Origin of the sequence: Flagellimonas ulvae, assembly GCF_049333175.1 — a bacterium.
Taxonomy (GTDB): Bacteria; Bacteroidota; Bacteroidia; order Flavobacteriales; family Flavobacteriaceae; genus Flagellimonas.
Genome location: NZ_CP186325.1, coordinates 2070912 through 2087049, shown reverse-complemented (window position 1 = coordinate 2087049; position 16138 = coordinate 2070912). Strand labels below are relative to the sequence as shown.

Below are 16138 nucleotides of genomic sequence, written 5' to 3'. Positions count from 1 at the left end.
AACGTAATTACTTCCATGTATAAAAAAATACTCTTTTGCCTATGCTTCATAGGTTTTTTATCCCAAACAACAGCCCAAAAGAAAAAAATAACCCTCGAAGAAATTTGGGGCGGAAATTTTAGAACCGAACAGCTCGATGTGCTTCGCTCCATGAAAAATGGAAAGCAATACACCATCCTTAACTTTAATCGTGGAAATGGTTCCAGTAGTTTGGATAAATATGACTATGCCACTCAACAAAAAGTGGAGACCATAGTGGCTTCAGGTTCAAGTGTTCCCAATTTCACCTCGTATGAGTTTAGTGCGGATGAATCGAAAATCATATTGGCCACAGAAGTTGAGCCCATTTTTAGACGATCTCGTTTGGGAATCTATTATGTGTACGATGTTGCATCAAAAGGGGTAACGAAAATATCAGACAACAAAATCCAAGAACCGGAACTCTCCCCAGATGGCTCTAAAGTGGCTTACGTTTTGGACAATAATCTCTACATTTTTGATGTGGGCGCAAAAACCGCAAAGCAGATTACCCAAGATGGAAGTTATGGCACTATCATAAACGGGGTTACCGATTGGGTTTATGAAGAAGAATTTGCTTTTGTACAGGCTTTTGCGTGGAACAGTGATGGTTCCAAGATTGCCTTCCTTCGCTTTGACGAAACCAACGTTCCTCATTTCTCCATGGATGTTTATGGTGAAATGTTATATCCTTTCCAATATGAATTTAAGTATCCAAAGGCAGGAGAGGAGAACGCAAAGGTTTCTCTTCATATGTACGATGTTGCTTCGGGAAGTACTAATGATGTGGATTTAAATGACACATATTACATTCCCAGAATCAAGTGGATGAACAGTCCCAAGTTTTTAAGTGTACAGACCTTGAATCGTCATCAAAACCATTTAAGGCTTCTAGCTGTAAATGCAGAGGACAATTCTGTGAGTACCCTTATGCAAGAAAAGGATGATGCCTATGTAGATGTAACCGACAATCTTACTTTTTTGGCAGATGATAGCTTTATTTGGACAAGTGAGGCAGATGGTCATAACCATATTTACCTTTATGGCAATGATGGGAAATTGAAAAATCAGGTGACCCAAGGCGATTGGGAAGTAACCAACTATTATGGATACGATGGAAAACGAAAAGTAATTTATTATCAATCTACTGAAAATGGTTCCATTAATCGAGATGTGTATAGCATCAAAACAAACGGCAAGTCTAAAAAGAGACTTACCCAACAAGAAGGGACAAACGCTGCGGATTTTAGTGCAGACTATACGTATTTCATCAATACGTTTTCCAGTGCTACAACACCGTATCAATTTACGTTACATCAATCTTCAACAGGAAAACAACTTAAAGTCATAAAGGACAATACGGTTTTGGATGGTAAGTTGGAAACTTATGAGTTGAGTCCAAAGGAATTCTCTACAATATCCATCAATGGGAACAATCTTAATATGTATATGATCAAACCTGTGGATTTTGATGAAACCAAAAAGTATCCCCTTTTCATGTTCCAATATAGCGGGCCTGGTTCTCAGCAGGTAGCCAATAGATGGTTTGGCGCTAACGATTATTGGCACCAAATGTTGGTTTCCGAAGGATACATTGTGGTTTGTGTAGATGGCAGAGGAACTGGATTAAAGGGGCGGGACTTTAAAAAAGTCACCCAAAAGGAGTTGGGAAAGTTTGAAGTTGAGGACCAAATTGCTGCCGCAAAGAAACTTAGCGAGCTTTCTTATATTGATGAAAATAGAACTGGGATTTGGGGCTGGAGCTACGGTGGTTTTATGTCCACCAACTGCCTTTTGAAAGGGAATGATGTATTTGAAATGGCCATAGCCGTAGCACCCGTAACTTCATGGCGTTTTTATGATACCATTTATACCGAACGATACATGCAAACACCCCAGGAGAATGCGAGCGGTTATGATGACAACTCCCCATTTAACTATCCAGAATTGTTGAAAGGGAAATATCTTTTGGTGCACGGTTCAGGTGATGATAATGTGCATGTTCAAAACACCATGCGAATGGTAGAAGCTTTGGTTCAGGCCAATAAAGATTTTGAATGGGCCATTTACCCAGATAAGAATCATGGTATTTATGGCGGGAACACCCGCTTACATTTGTTCACCAAGATGACCAACTTCATCAAGGAAAATCTATAATCAAACTAACTCAATATGTCAGAAATCAAACCAAAACACCAAAGGGAACTGTTTGGACATCCCGTAGGCCTGTATGTCCTTTTCTTTACCGAAATGTGGGAACGCTTTTCTTACTACGGAATGCGAGCGTTGCTTACCCTTTATATGACAGCCAAAACCTTGGAAAATGACCCCCAGAGCGGTTTGGGATGGACAGTTACTGAAGCATTGGCGCTTTACGGTTGGTATACCATGTTGGTTTATGTAATGAGTATTCCAGGTGGATTTTTGGCAGATAGATATTTAGGCCAGAAAAAGGCTGTGACCATAGGCGCAATATTGTTGACCATAGGTCATGGAGTTTTGGCAATAGATGATCTTTGGGCCTATTATACAGGTTTAGGTTTTGTGATTTTAGGTGTTGGGATGCTAAAACCTAATATCTCCACAATGGTCGGAGGTCTGTATGGAAAGAATGACATACGCCGAGATAAAGGGTTCAGTATATTCTATGTGGGTATAAATCTTGGTTCTTTTACGGCTTCATTGTCAGTAGGTCTTACTGCGGCCGCTTACGGATGGCACTATGGATTTGGTCTTGCTGGAATTGGAATGTTGTTAGGATTACTGGTTTATTTATATGGTCATAGATTTTTGGTACACGTTGGAAACCCTCCAACAGCAGAAGAAAAATCATCAGATATCAGTTTGGCACAACTTTTTGGTCAGTTGTTTAAGTCTCCTTTGCAATTGGGTATTGTAGCTGTTTTATTGGCCTATTCCATATATGCCGGCCTAACCTATGAAGGTGGAGATAGTTGGGGGTATGGAATCTTATTCATTTTCTTGTCCTTGATAACAGGCGTGATGATGATGATTTACAAAAATCTTAATGGAAAAGTTGAAAAGGACCGCTATGTAGTGTTGCTTATTTCCTTGTTAATGGTAATTGTCTTTTGGGGAAGCTTTGAGCAAATGGGAGGACTTATGAATCTGTATGCCCAAGAGAAAACCAATCGGATGTTTATGGGCTGGGAAGTTCCAGCGGCTTGGTTTCAAGGTGCAAATGCAGGCTTCATTATTTTGCTGGCAGTTGGAATAGCAAATTTCTGGGCCAAGAGAAAATTAAAAGGCAAAGAGGCCACTTCGTTATTCAAAATGGCCATTGGGGTAATTATCATGGGAATAGGTTTTGTTTATATGGTATTTGCCTCATTACAATATGAAAGCCAGGGCAGTTCTGCCATGTACTGGCTGGTACTAGCTTATTTATTCCATACCATAGGCGAGCTATGTTTGTCACCCGTTTCCCTATCCTTTTTTACCAAATTGGCACCAGCACGCTATATGGCTTTGATGATGGGGGTGTATTGGGCAGCAACTGGATTGGGAAATAAAGTTGCTGGTATAGTAGGGGAGAGTTCTGTAAAAGCTGGGGAATTAAAAGTCTTTGGTGGACTTTTTATCTTTGCGGTCTTGTTCGGAATTCTGGTTCTTCTACTTTTAAAACCTCTAAAAAGACTCACACACGGAGCCGAAGACCAAGAGGTGGACATGAGTTCATAATTCTAGACTAATCGAAAAAATAAGCTCCCTTTTCACGCGTGTTGTGAAAAGGGATTTTTTTATCCTTACAGGTTTTCTTCCATTGTGTTATATAGGTCCTGTAATTGGTGCCATCCATAATTACTTTTTTGGGTTTAAGAGAATCCAGCCAACGTTCCAAATTGATTTTTGGCGATTGGGAAAGCCATAGCACGTCCACATCTTTTTTAGTTGGAAAGACGGCAAAACTATCTACCCGATATATCTGTTTTGAATTGATACGAAGAGCGTTTCCTATGGATTTGTTTTCCAACGATTCCAAATGCTCTCCAATTTTATAGTGTATGGCCATCTTTTCTACTAGAGTACTATCCGAAGTATACGAAAAGAGGTGCCTTTCCTGCTGATGAAGCAATACAGATGCTTTTGACGAATGTGCGATAAGATATCTGCTGCTGTTTTGAAGATGAATCGCTCTTCTCAAACCTAAAACTTGCAACCCGATTATGGCAGAACTTAGGATCAAAACAGATTTAAATTTAGGTTTTGATAAAACCAGTACTAAGCTGATAAATAAAACATACAATAGCATCATTTGAAAGCCATCCAATGGAATTTCCTTGAAGACAAAGCTTTCCTGGTCTGCTACCCAGGACACGATAGCGTTCATTATTCCAATACTATAATTGTAACCAATTACCAATGGTTCGGGAAGAAGGTTTGCCAATGAAAGAATCATGGTTAAAATACCGGTTCCTAAAATGACTCCCAAAAAGGGAATAATCAATAAATTGGAAACAAAAAACAACACAGGGAATTGATGAAAGTAGAATAGACTAATCGGTAATACACCTAGTTGTGCAGCTAGGCTAACCGAGAATAGTTGCCAAGTTTTTCGAACTAGAAAATGGTCTGGAAACCAAAATCTTTGCAATTTGGGGTAAATCCATACAATGGCAAACACCGCGGCGTAACTCATTTGAAAACCTACCTGAAATAACACCAAAGGATTCACCAACAAAATGAAGAACATGGAAAGCGCGATGATGTTAAATGAATTTGTTGGTCTGTTGAGGTATTGGGAATAGGCTAAAAAAGAAAACATGGTCACTGCCCGAACCACAGAAGGAGACAAGCCAGCTAAAAAGGCATACCCCCAGAGTAACAATACAACACAAACTAATCGAATAGTTTCCCCTTTAGGGAGGTATGTCAATGGCCTAAACAAAAACTGAAAAAGCAATAGAAGTACGCCTACATGCAATCCGGAAACTGCCAAAATATGTACCGCCCCTGCATTTTTATAATTGGTATAGGTTTCTTCGGAAATATCATCCCTTTTTCCCAACAAAAGTGCCTGAATGACCCCAAATTCATTTTTGCCAAACTTTTCTCGAGATAAGTTCTTGATGATGGTTTCCCTAGTTTTCATGGCCATTCCATATAGGGAATGATTGGATTTTTTTCTCTGCAATACAGCTTCGGGAGCAATTGCGATTTTGTGATGAATCCCCTGTTTCTTCAAATAATCCTTATAATCAAATTGATGCGGATTTAAAGGAGGGTCAATATTGCCTAGCTTGGCGAACAATACAAGTTCATCATCCACTTGAAAAGGTTTCAAGGTGGAATCCTTTGCAATGTTCAAAATCAGCTTTCCAGTGCATTGTTTTTCTTCAAAAACATTAACCCTGGCAATATATCGCTGCTGATAAGGATTTGGTTTAAGGACTTCTGTAATTTTTAATTGCCAAACGCCCGTTTTTTCAATAGGAAAATGGGAATAGTGATTGGACAAAGCTTTTCCAAGAGCAATTGTGGTTATCAAAATACCAATGCATGCTATTGAAGATACCGATGGCCAGAAAAATAGCTTCTGAATGCGCCATGTCCAAGCCAAAAGGACCAATGACAGAATCAAAATAAAGAATATAGGGAGTAACGGAGGTTTCCAATAGAACCCCAAGATTATCCCAAAAATTAAAAGTATGGTCAGTTTGACCGATACAAAGTCAAAAATTCGCATTATAGGATTCGAGTCGCCTTCACAAAGGAGTAGTTCCAGAACCCTTCCCTAAGGGAAGAGACTATCACGCCACGTGAGGTTGTGGAGTGTATGAACTTGATATCGTCTCCCTTTACGTCGACTACCAATCCAACATGGTTGATGCGTTTTCCGCTTTTACTGGTCTTAAAAAAAAGCAGGTCTCCTTTCTGAACCTGTCCAACTTTAACTCGCTTTCCCATTTCAGCCATCTGATACGATGTTCTTGGAAAAGCAATCTCATGTTCTTTTAGACTTACATAAACAAGTCCAGAACAATCCATACCTTTTCGTGTGGTTCCACCAAACTTGTAGCGGGTACCGTTAAAGGTTAGGGCCGTGGCAATAATATCCTTGGCCTTTTGGTTCTTCTTTTTTTCCTTTTTGGAAATCTTTGGAGTGAGGTTAGTCTCCTCGGATGACCCCTCTACCGTTACGGTTCGGGTCTTGCTGTACGTTCGTTTTTTGCTCGTTCCGCAGCTCATTACTGCAAGAATGCAAAGCAAACCTATAGTTTTTCGCAACATCCAAGAATACAATTTATTTCTTGGAAGGTAAATCTAAGCATTTTTAATGAGTAATTGTGCTGCTTTTTGACTGGCTCCTTGTCCTCCCAACTTCTGTTTTAAAAGTGCATAGTCCTTTAAAATCCTTTTTCGTTCTGGCCCATCCAGAATTTTGGTGAGTTCGTTTTTGAGGTTAGCGGTGGTTAAGTCATCTTGAATTAATTCTTTAACCACTTCTTTGTCCATAATCAGATTCACCAACGATATATAATCTAAGGTAATGATGCGTTTTGCAATCTGATAGGATATCCAATTTCCCTTGTAACACACCACTTGAGGCACATTAAAAAGAGCAGTTTCCAAAGTCGCCGTGCCGCTGGTTACCAGTGCCGCATGCGCATATGTAAGAAGGGCATAGGTTTGATTGGATACAAATCCTACGGCATTTCCTTCTTTAAAAGAAATATAGAACTCATCTGATAAACTAGGAGCTCCAGCAATTACGAATTGATAGTCAGGATAGTCCTTTTGAACCGAAAGCATGATTTCCAACATTTTTTGGACTTCCTGTTTCCTACTACCCGGTAGTAAAGCAACTATCGGTTTATTGGCATCTAAATTATTGCGACTTCTGAATGTAGTTTCATCTTCGATTGAAGTGTTTGCAATGGCATCAATCAAAGGGTGCCCGACAAAATTGACCGTATATCCATGCTTCTTTTCGTAAAAATCCTTTTCAAAAGGAAGGATAACATACATATGATTAATGTCCCTTTTGATTTTTTTGATTCTACTTTCTCGAGAAGCCCATATCTGCGGAGAAATATAATAATTGGTAGAAAAGCCCTGCGCTTTGGCCCATTTGGCAATTCGGAGATTGAACCCAGAAAAGTCAATAAATACTATTAAATCTGGTTGGAACCTTTGTATGTCCTCTTTGCAAAATTTGATGTTTTTAAAAATAGTCGGGATGTTTTTGATTACCTCCAAAAACCCCATAAAGGCCATATCCTTATAATGCTTGGCCAGCTCACCACCGGCCCTCTGCATCAAATCTCCACCCCAACAACGAATTTGTGCGGAGGTATCTTGCTCTTTAAGAGCTTTGATGAGGTTGGAGCCGTGTAGATCTCCCGAGGCCTCACCTGCAATTATATAATATTTCATTGCAAAGATTGTTCAGTATCAGCCAGTTATTTTATAGTACAAAATTATTAAAGCTGTCAGCAATGTGGCTATCATTACACCTCTTGCTCTATAATCTCTTTTAAGACGTAGGAAGCCAAAAAATGCTATCAGATTTAAAATAGCTCCCAATGCCAACAAACTGCCAATATGACCTTGTTTCACAGCAGCGTTAAAGGTTTCCACAATGCCTAAGTCAGAAAATAACAAAATGTACAAGAGGGTACCCATGGTATTTGCAATAATACCTACTACAAAACCGACAATTATTTCTTTTTTACGATTCATTTAAACTCCAGTTATTTATTTGAGGAATCATATGGTGTGCCGTGAGGTCAAATTGGGTGGGTACAACAGAAACGTATCCATTTGCCAAAGCCCATTCGTCAGTGTCCTCACCTTTATCCAATAGTTCAAACTCTCCGGTAAGCCAGTAATAATCCTTTCCAGTAGGACTTGTTCTTTTATCAAACTTCTCTTTCCAGTTGGCTCGTGCTTGTCTGCAAACTTTTATCCCTTTCGGCTCAATATCGGATTTAGGAATGTTCACATTCAGTACAGTCCCCTTTGGAATTCCATACGTTAAGGCTTGGGATACAATTTTTTTGACCGCTTTCAACGCAGGTTCAAAGTTGGCTTCCCAAGAATAATCACATAGCGAAAAACCAATAGCAGGAACGCCCTCGATACCTGCTTCAATGGCAGCGCTCATTGTACCGGAATAAATCACATTAATTGACGAATTGGAACCATGATTGATTCCACTCACACAAATATCAGGTTTACGGTCCAAGATTTCTTGAAGTGCCAATTTTACACAATCGGCAGGGGTTCCACTACAACTGTATTCGGTGGGAGCACCTTGTTCGGTATCTATCACAACCTTTTTGGAATATAAAGTGTTGTCAATGGTAATCGCATGTCCCATTCCACTTTGGGGACTGTCAGGTGCTACCACGATGACATCTCCAATTTCCTTCATGGTCTGGATTAAGCAACGCAGACCAGGTGCGGTTATTCCATCATCATTGGTCACTAAAATGAGCGGTTTATCCATTTTATATAATTAACAGTCCAAAAATACGTTTTCATAGGGATATGAAGACGGGCTCGTTTAACAAAAAATTATACGCGCCCTCCCTCTCTGGCATGGTTTTTTCAGTATCTTAGGGAATTCATAGAAAAAGAAAAAAGATTAATGTAATGCGGATTTGGTGAGGTAAACCCATCGTATTTGCACCCAACAAATACCACTTTTATGAAAAAGAATTTCACGCTGGCATTTTTAGTGATTTTAGTAGCCGTGGCTTCCTGCAGCTTTACGAACAAATCGTTTGAGAATGATGATAAGGATAAATTGTTATTAGATCTAATCACCTATGTGCTGGAAAAGGGTCATTATGAGCCCAAAAACCTGAATGATAGCTTCTCTTCCAATGTTTTTGATGATTTCATTGATATTCTTGACCCTACTAAGCGTTACTTTCTGGCAAGTGACGTTAGGGAATTTGAGAAGTATAGATTCATGATTGATGACGAAATCAAGAACACTGAAATAACGTTTTTCAATATCGTATACCAACGTCTCAAGAAGCGAATGGGTGAAGCAGAGGAGATTTACAAAGATGTATTGGATACTCCTTTTGATTATAACAAGTCAGAAACCATCAATATCGACTATAAAGATCAAGAGTTCGCTGCAAACAAGAAACAGTTGCGTGAAAGATGGAGACAGCAGCTGAAGTACAATACTTTAGGTGTTTACGATAATAAGCTTAGCGAAAATGAAGATAATCTGCCTGTAGCTGAGTTGGAAGCTGAAGCAAGAGAAACTACAGAAAATACATTGGGCGAGTTCTTTGATTTTATCAATGACTTGGAACGTAAGGATTGGTTTGTGCAATATATCAACACTATTGTAGATGAGTTTGACCCACATACCTACTACTTTGCTCCAGATGATAAGGAAAAGTTTGATATTGGTATGTCTGGTAAGTTTGAAGGTATTGGAGCCAGATTACAGAAGAAACCTGAAGGTGCTAAAGTCGTGGAAATCATTTCCGGCGGACCTGTATGGAGAGAGCAAAGTCTGGAAGTAGGTGACGAAATCTTAAAGGTAGGGCAAGAAGGAGAAGAACCCACGGATATTGTGGGGATGCGTTTGGATGACGCCATTAAACTTATAAAAGGCCCTAAAGGATCTACTGTAGATTTGACCGTACGTCGCGTTGATGGAACAATTGAGGAGGTTTCTATAACCAGAGATGTGGTTATGCTTGAAGAGGCTTATGCAAAATCGGCAACGGTGAAAGATGCAGGAAACAAATACGGATTAATCAACCTTCCCAAATTCTATGTAGATTTTGAAGACTATACGGAAAGAAATGCGGCAACTGACGTAGCCAAGGAAGTGGAGCGTCTTAAAGAAGAAGGAGTTGAAGGTATTATCCTTGATTTAAGGGATAATGGGGGAGGTTCTTTGAAAACTGTTGTGGATATGGCCGGTCTTTTTATTAAAGATGGACCTATTGTACAAGTACGCTCATCGGGACAACGAAAAGAAGTTCACGAAGATAAAGACGAAAGAATTCAGTGGGATGGACCATTGGTAATATTGGTTAACGAATTGTCAGCCTCCGCTTCAGAGATATTGGCTGCCGCAATGCAAGATTATAAGAGAGCGGTGGTAATTGGAAGCAAGCAGACTTTTGGTAAGGGAACGGTTCAAAATGTAATTCCTTTGGACAATATTGTTCGCAGTAATGAACATGGAAATTTGGGAGCGATTAAATTGACCACCCAAAAATTCTATAGAATCAATGGAGGGTCTACGCAATTGGAAGGTGTTAAGAGCGACATCGTGGTTCCGGACCGATATAGTTATATCGATTTAGGGGAAAGGGATCAAGAGAACCCATTGGAATGGGATAGAATTTCAGCTGCTGACTATGAAGCATGGGATGGTTACATTGATTTTGAATCCACAATCGCCAACAGTAAAAAGCGAATGTCTGAAAACCCATATATCGAATTGATTGAAGAAAACGCGAAGTGGTTAAAGGAGCAGCAAGATGAAACAACAGTTTCTTTGAATTACGATGCCTATAAACAACGCGAGGAACAAGCCAAGAAAAAATCCGAACAATTTAAAAGTTTGAGAGATTATGATTCAGAGTTGACTTTTGAATCATTGAGATATGAGACGGAATTGTTTACCCAAGACTCAGTACTACGTGAAAAGCGTAACCGTTGGCACAAGAACTTGGCCAAAGACATTTATGTGGAAGAGGCCATTAACGTTCTAAAGGACCTTAAGTTGAACAACATTAAAGGTGCAGAACGCAGACTTGCCAGCGTTAAGGGATAAACCTCATATTTAATAATATAAAAGAACCGACCTTTTTAGGTCGGTTTTTTGTTTTTAAATCATTTCGTTTTTTGTAAGCCAATGAATACGTCAAGCTATATTTCATATCCACCAATTTGAAATGGTATTTTTAACTGAAATTCCCGAACTTCACGTATCGGACGATATAGTCCATTAAAACGGAGCCATATCTTTATCGTTGTGCATAATGTTCAAAAAACTGCTAACATCAATATTATTAGTATCTCAATTATCCTTTTCACAAACTGAAAAGGATGATTATGAAATCTATGCTTCAATATTAGCAGAGCAACTAAAATTTGGAATTAGTGACGAAACAGATTCAATTGTTCTAATTGAACAATTCGTCAACAAACATGATGTATCTGATTATGAACTTTTCGATTATAAAACTGACTCTATTCATGGTTCGGATATTAATTTTCTATCCTCAAATGGAGTTTCTAAATCTTTTATAAATCGCTTAAAGAATGAATCGGAATTAAGAAAAGTTATAAAAGAATTGACAGATGACTTTACTATTCAACCGAAGATAAAAGCGGAATTATTATCGACTAACTATTTGAATATTCAAAGCATATCAACAGAAAAGTTTAATTCTTATTTCCGAAAAAAACGCTGGAGAAAAAATGCCTGGAAAAGAATTAAAAGAAAATATGGTACTGATAATATAATTGAGTTTTCAAAAGTAAATTATAATGGAAATTTCACAACAACATATTGCGGAATCAATTGTGGTGGCCTATGTGGAAATGGATTCTTTATTGTTCTTGAGAGAATAGATGAAAAATGGAAAACAATAGCTTTAATAAATTTATGGGAATCTTAAAACACTATGAACAACAATGTATAACCGTAATTACGGCGGATTCGACTAACCTTCGACTGCGCTCAGGGCTGGCTGAATCCACTCGGAATTGCTAAAGTCAGTGCCAAACCGAAACTAAACGCATATAAACCCGTAACTGACGGTTATACGAGACCGATAAGTGCAATCCTAAAAACATACGTCTCTTTTGCGCGTATTTATAATTGAGAACAAAGGATTCAGATCAGTTTTTTATTTACATACCGCCTGATTTGGCTATTTTGCGCTTCATGGGTAAAAGAACAACGTATACCATTCTACTGGCTATTTGTATTATTGGTTTTTGGCTTTTTGAAAACTTCTATACCCCAGACACGTACTCATCTAAAAGTAAAACAGGACGTAAGGAAGTAATCCACGGTGATTTTTTGCCTAGCTCTACTTACGGCGATGTGGTTAAACATGAATACTATACATTGTCCTATAGCGAATCTCATGAACAAGCGGAATGGGTGGCCTATCCGCTCAAAAGAGAACATCTTACCAATGATGATAGAAGGAGACCCTATTTTATAGAAGACCCCGAAGTAAAATCCAAATCTGCTGATTGGCGAAATTACCGAGGTTCAGGTTACGACAGAGGGCATTTGGTTCCCGCTGGGGACCGTAGATTTTCGGAACAAGCCTACAACGAAACGTTCTATACCAGTAATATAAGTCCCCAAAATCGCGACTTTAACGCTGGAGTTTGGAACAGATTGGAACAACAGGTGCGATTTTGGTGTAAGAAGTATGGTAACTTGGTGGTAATTACAGGAGGTGTTCTAAAAGATAATCTTGAGGAAATAGGAGAGGAAGATGTGGATGTGCCGGAGGCTTTTTTTAAAATCGTTTATCGCGAAACTGCAGATGAAATAGAAGTGATTTCATTTCTCATGCCCAACCAAGAAAGCAATTTGCCCTTACAAGATTTTGTGATAGCCATAGACGAAATAGAACGGCAAACGAATATTGATTTCTTTTACAAGCAACCTCAGGAATGGCAAAAGCAATTGGAATCCAGAGTTAATCTTTCCAACTGGCAATTTTAAAGACCGTCCCGCAATCTGTTGGAATCCAGTTTCAAGAAAATAAATAATAATAATGTAAAGAACATTAGCCCAGACCCACCGTAGCTAAAAAAGGGTAGGGGAACCCCAATAGTAGGCAAAAGACCTATTACCATACCTATATTGATGATATAGTGTATGAGCAAAATGGAAATAACCCCATAACCGTACATGCGACAAAAGTCATTTTTTTGTCTTTCGGCCACATAAATCAATCTAAGAAAGAAGAGCGAAAATACGATGATTACAGTAGTAGTTCCCATAAAGCCCCATTCCTCACCCACTGAGCTAAAAATGTAGTCAGTGTGCTGTTCCGGAACAAAATCTCCCTTGGTACGGGTACCTTCCAAAAAACCCTTACCAAAAAACCCACCTGATTCGATTGCCTTTTCAGATTGATACGTATTATACCCTATGGTTTTCCGGATTTCTTCCAGCTTGTCTTTATCTTTTTCCAAGCTCAACCATAAAGCAAATCTATCTCTATGGCGTTGTTCGAATACATTTTCGTAGACAAAGTTCACAGAGAGCGAAAAGAGAATCGACAATACCAAAGCAATACTTAAAGGTATTATTGGAATTTTCGTCGATTTCCTTTTAAAAAGAAAAGTGAGAACGGTTAAGATTCCCAAGCCAATACCAATCCAAACCGTACCAAACATTAAAGTGGTGGCGAAAAGGACTACTATGATTACTAAAATTCCCAAATAATAAAGCGGAAATCCCTCCCTAAAAAGGACAAAGAAAAGTGAGAAATAAATCAGTGCGCTACCAGGATCAGGTTGAGGCAAAATAAGAAGTGCGGGTAAAAGGATGATCAACAAGGCATATAGCTGGTGTTTTTTGTTTCGGATATCGGTTTGAATGTCACTTAAGTATTTAGCCAATGCCAATGCTGTTGTAACTTTAGCCAATTCGGAAGGTTGGAGATTTAAAAAACCCAAATCGTACCACGAGGTAGCACCAGCTATGGTTTTGCCAAAGAGAAAGAGCCCTACTAAAAGTACTAAGGACGAGATATAAAAGATAGAAGCAAATCGTTCAAAAAAACTGGTTTCCACAAATAGAACCAATACAATTACCCCTAAAGAGATAATGATAAAAAACAACTGCTTTCCATACAATGTGGAAAAGTCAAAAATAGAACCGTCTGGATTGGAGAGCGTGGTGGAATAAATATTTATCCATCCTATAAAAACCAAGAAGGCATATAAAAAAACGCTGATCCAGTCTATTCTCTTGACCAGTCCTCTACCAGACATACTCGTTTATCTTGAAAGGTTCCCCACTATACGGTTTTGCGTATTCGTGTTCAAGGGTTTTCTCCAGCATTCTTTTTTCCAAATCTTTGCGGGTAATTTCTCCCTTTACATATTTTTCAATCAAAAGGGAAGCAATGTGCCCTGCGTATCTTGCCCCATAATATCCATTTTCAATATAAACTGCCAATGCAATTTTTGGATTCTCAACGGGAGCAAAAGCTACAAAAACCGAGTGATCCGTCAATTGCATTCGTTCTCCATTGATTCGCACAAAATTTTCTACTGTTCCAGTTTTTCCAGCAATTTCTATTCCGGGAACTTGAACCCAACGTGCAGTACCATATTTATAAACGTTGGCCATGCCTTCAATTACGGGTTCAAAATGTTTACGGTCTATGGTGGTATATCTGGGTTCGGTGAATCTGGGGTCAATGGATCCATTTCCCACACTCTTTATAACATGAGGTGTAAAAAAATAACCACGATTGGCGATGGCAGCGGTCATATTGGCCAATTGCAATGGTGTGGCGGCAACCTCGCCTTGACCAATTGAATTGGAAATAATGAATGATGATGCCCATCTATTGTCTCCATACGCTTTGTCATAATACGCTTTATCAGGAATGCGCCCGGGTCGCCCCGTAGGCAAATCAGTCCCCAGATAACCCCCCAAACCAAAGCTTTTCATATGTTTTTCCCAAGCATCCATCCCTTCATCTGTGGTTTTATACTTGCCATAAATCTTTCTAAAAGTACCAGCAAAATATGCATTGCATGATTGATAAATACCAGAATTCAGGTCACGCATACCACCTCCACAGTGACACCCTCTTTTGGTGTTTCCCACATAAAACCCATTGTAACATCTAAACTTGGTAGAGGTGTCGATGACGCCTTCCTGAAGTGCCACTAAGGCATTCAAGGTTTTAAAGGGAGACCCAGGGGATGGTTCGGCTAAAATGGAACGGTCCCAGGTAGGTTTGGAAATAGTATCGTAGTGAAGTTTGGTGTAATTTCTGGAACGTTCTCTTCCCACTAAAAGTGCAGGGTCGTAGGTGGGTCCGGAAATCATGGCCAAAATCTCACCACTTTTCGGTTCCAGGGCTACTATTCCACCTCTTTTGCCGTGCATCAACCGTTCACCATATTCCTGCAATGCTTTATCCAGAGTAATTCTAATTTCTTTTCCTTGTTGGGGAAGCGTATCTAGTTTACCGGCTTTGTAGGGGCCTATATCTCTATTAAAACGATCTTTTTGAATGTATTTTACCCCTTTACGCCCTCTTAGTGTCTCCTCATATTGTTTCTCAATTCCGGTACGTCCTTTGAGTTCTCCTGCTACATAATATGGATTGTTCTGAAGGTCTCGTTCGTTAACTTCACTAATGTATCCCAAAACATTCGCAGCACTATTGGTGGCGTAGTATCTTAGTGATCGTTTTTGGATATAGAATCCTTCAAAGTGACGCATTTTTTCTTGTAGACCTGCATAATCTTCTTTGGAAAGTTGAGGTACAAGAACTGAAGGAAGCCGTGGAGAGTACGTTCTGGCCCTTTTCATTTTGGAAATGAAGGCTTTCTTATCAATCCCCAACAAATTGCAAAATTCCAAAGTATCCAACGGTTGAACTTCTCTTGGAATGACCATCACATCATACGCTGGCTGATTTCCAACCAAAAGCTCACCATTTCGATCATACACATAACCTCTTTCCGGGTAATCGTAAATTGCCTTGATGGCTGGGTCCTCAAGGGTTTGATTTGGTGAAAAACTAAAAAGCTGCAGATATGACAAGCGGCTTATAAAAACAAAACCGACGATAATAACTACGGAAGAGAGTAACAGTTTTTTCATATGTCAGACCTAATAAGTAACCCTATATTTTCCTAACGGAAATATGAAGGGTTTATTCGCTTTTGGGGCTAAAAAGTGAACTAAACATGGCACATAAGAAAAAAGTGACCAAGCTAGTGGTTACAAATTTCTTCAAAATTAAGAGGATATGTGATAAACTTAAAATTTCTAGGAAAAAGAATATTAAATGATGCGCCAATATTAACAGTCCCAAAAAGGTGAGTCTCTGCACTTTTGTAGTATTCTTGAAACTAAAGTTTTGAAACTCATAATTCACTCCAA

The 16138-nt window shown here is 39.0% G+C and carries 12 protein-coding genes; 5 read left to right on the top strand and 7 right to left on the bottom strand.

Features of this window, described 5'->3' with window-relative positions; all coding sequences use genetic code 11:
* Positions 1 to 15: 15 nt before the first annotated feature.
* Entirely contained in the window at positions 16 to 2175 is a 2160-nt protein-coding gene (locus ACOKFD_RS09570; RefSeq protein WP_422857723.1) for a S9 family peptidase, read from the top strand.
* Between the two features lie 15 nt (positions 2176 to 2190).
* Positions 2191 to 3720 (top strand): peptide MFS transporter, encoded by a 1530-nt coding sequence (locus tag ACOKFD_RS09565; RefSeq protein WP_422857722.1) that lies wholly within the window; start codon positions 2191 to 2193, stop codon positions 3718 to 3720.
* Positions 3721 to 3727: 7 nt separating this feature from the next.
* Here the strand turns inward: ACOKFD_RS09565 and ACOKFD_RS09560 are convergent, their stop codons facing one another.
* The 5 genes from ACOKFD_RS09560 to surE are packed head-to-tail and all read right to left on the bottom strand — an operon-like array spanning position 3728 to position 8491.
* On the bottom strand, positions 3728 to 5725 hold the full coding sequence (locus ACOKFD_RS09560; protein ID WP_422857721.1) for a ComEC/Rec2 family competence protein: 1998 nt from the start codon (positions 5723 to 5725) through the stop codon (positions 3728 to 3730).
* Entirely contained in the window at positions 5725 to 6270 is a 546-nt protein-coding gene (locus ACOKFD_RS09555; protein ID WP_298997304.1) for a C40 family peptidase, read from the bottom strand. The genes ACOKFD_RS09560 and ACOKFD_RS09555 overlap by 1 nt, the downstream gene beginning before the upstream one ends.
* Positions 6271 to 6303: 33 nt before the next feature.
* Entirely contained in the window at positions 6304 to 7416 is a 1113-nt protein-coding gene (lpxB, locus tag ACOKFD_RS09550) for a lipid-A-disaccharide synthase (protein ID WP_422857720.1), read from the bottom strand.
* Between the two features lie 18 nt (positions 7417 to 7434).
* Entirely contained in the window at positions 7435 to 7722 is a 288-nt protein-coding gene (locus tag ACOKFD_RS09545; protein ID WP_298997308.1) for a hypothetical protein, read from the bottom strand.
* A complete protein-coding gene (gene surE, locus ACOKFD_RS09540; protein WP_298997310.1) occupies positions 7712 to 8491 on the bottom strand; it encodes a 5'/3'-nucleotidase SurE in 780 nt (259 codons plus the stop codon). Before surE ends, ACOKFD_RS09545 begins: the two co-directional genes overlap by 11 nt.
* Positions 8492 to 8692: 201 nt before the next feature.
* On the opposite strand from surE, the gene ACOKFD_RS09535 reads away from it, so the two are divergent.
* From ACOKFD_RS09535 to ACOKFD_RS09525, 3 genes are all read left to right on the top strand, one after another.
* Positions 8693 to 10801 carry a carboxy terminal-processing peptidase gene (locus ACOKFD_RS09535; protein WP_298997313.1) on the top strand — a complete coding sequence of 703 codons (2109 nt, stop codon included), beginning with the start codon at positions 8693 to 8695 and terminating at the stop codon, positions 10799 to 10801.
* Between the two features lie 208 nt (positions 10802 to 11009).
* On the top strand, positions 11010 to 11651 hold the full coding sequence (locus tag ACOKFD_RS09530) for a hypothetical protein (RefSeq protein WP_422857719.1): 642 nt from the start codon (positions 11010 to 11012) through the stop codon (positions 11649 to 11651).
* Positions 11652 to 11920: 269 nt separating this feature from the next.
* Positions 11921 to 12721, top strand: a complete 801-nt coding sequence (locus ACOKFD_RS09525; protein ID WP_422857718.1) for a DNA/RNA non-specific endonuclease — start codon at positions 11921 to 11923, stop codon at positions 12719 to 12721.
* Here ACOKFD_RS09525 and rodA read toward each other — a convergent pair.
* Both rodA and ACOKFD_RS09515 read right to left on the bottom strand, forming a co-directional pair.
* Entirely contained in the window at positions 12718 to 14001 is a 1284-nt protein-coding gene (gene rodA, locus ACOKFD_RS09520; protein WP_422857717.1) for a rod shape-determining protein RodA, read from the bottom strand. The genes ACOKFD_RS09525 and rodA overlap by 4 nt on opposite strands.
* A complete protein-coding gene (locus ACOKFD_RS09515) occupies positions 13991 to 15856 on the bottom strand; it encodes a penicillin-binding transpeptidase domain-containing protein (RefSeq protein ID WP_298997325.1) in 1866 nt (621 codons plus the stop codon). Before ACOKFD_RS09515 ends, rodA begins: the two co-directional genes overlap by 11 nt.
* Positions 15857 to 16138: the final 282 nt, after the last annotated feature.